This is a genomic window from Acetobacter lambici, assembly GCF_011516885.1.
Lineage (GTDB): Bacteria > Pseudomonadota > Alphaproteobacteria > Acetobacterales > Acetobacteraceae > Acetobacter > Acetobacter lambici.
This window is the reverse complement of sequence record NZ_WOTD01000163.1, coordinates 1-723: the sequence shown is the minus strand read 5'-3', so window position 1 is coordinate 723 and position 723 is coordinate 1. Positions and strand designations below refer to the sequence as shown.

Annotated in this window: 1 protein-coding gene; it reads left to right on the top strand. The window is 55.3% G+C overall.

Annotated elements, in window-relative coordinates:
- Nucleotides 1–286: 286 nt before the first annotated feature.
- On the top strand, nucleotides 287–723 hold a 437-nt coding region (locus GOB86_RS16280), incomplete at its 3' end, for a site-specific integrase (RefSeq protein WP_338421544.1).

The window sequence follows — 723 nt, the reverse complement described above, 5'->3', positions numbered from 1 at the left end:
ACCCGCCGCCAGAAGCAGAATATCGTCAATATTCCAGATCGGGCTCCTGTGGGATGACTGAATTCTACAAAATGACCCGAAATTGCCTCAAGTGTGAGAAATCCGCGTCGAATACGCCAACTCGGAGTGGGACACGACCATCCTCAATCATGCATCTGCCAAACGGACCAAACGGCCCGAGGGAGCGGATCGCAAGAGAAACCGGAGATTAAAGGATGGCGAAGAAGCCGAACTTCTGCGAGCTGCTTCTCGGCCCGACGGGGTTTTCAGGCACTACCCTGATGTAGTGTGGCTCATCAGGTGGTCAATCGAGCAAGGCTGCCGTCTGGGGGAATCCCTCAGTCTGCGCTGGCAGGATATCGACTTCCGCAGACAGACCATTTCCCTCGCCCGTGTGAAGAGTGACCGGCATAGAGAAGAGCTCGGTCCCGAAATCCGCCCCATGACCAAGGGTGCACAACGCGTTCTCATGGAAAAGCGTGCCACCATGGAAAAGGTGCCTGACCGAAAAGACGTCGTCTTTTCGGTGGAAGAGAGAAAAATCTTTTCTGTCCTGTTCGGTCGCATGACCCGGCAAGCAGCAATTCAGGACCTGACCTTTCATGATTTGCGCCATGAAGCAACATCGCGTCTGGCCCGCTATCTGAACCCGATTGAACTGACCCGGGTCACGGGCCATCGCGACTTGAAGTCGCTCAATCGCTACTACCAACCCGTGCCTGG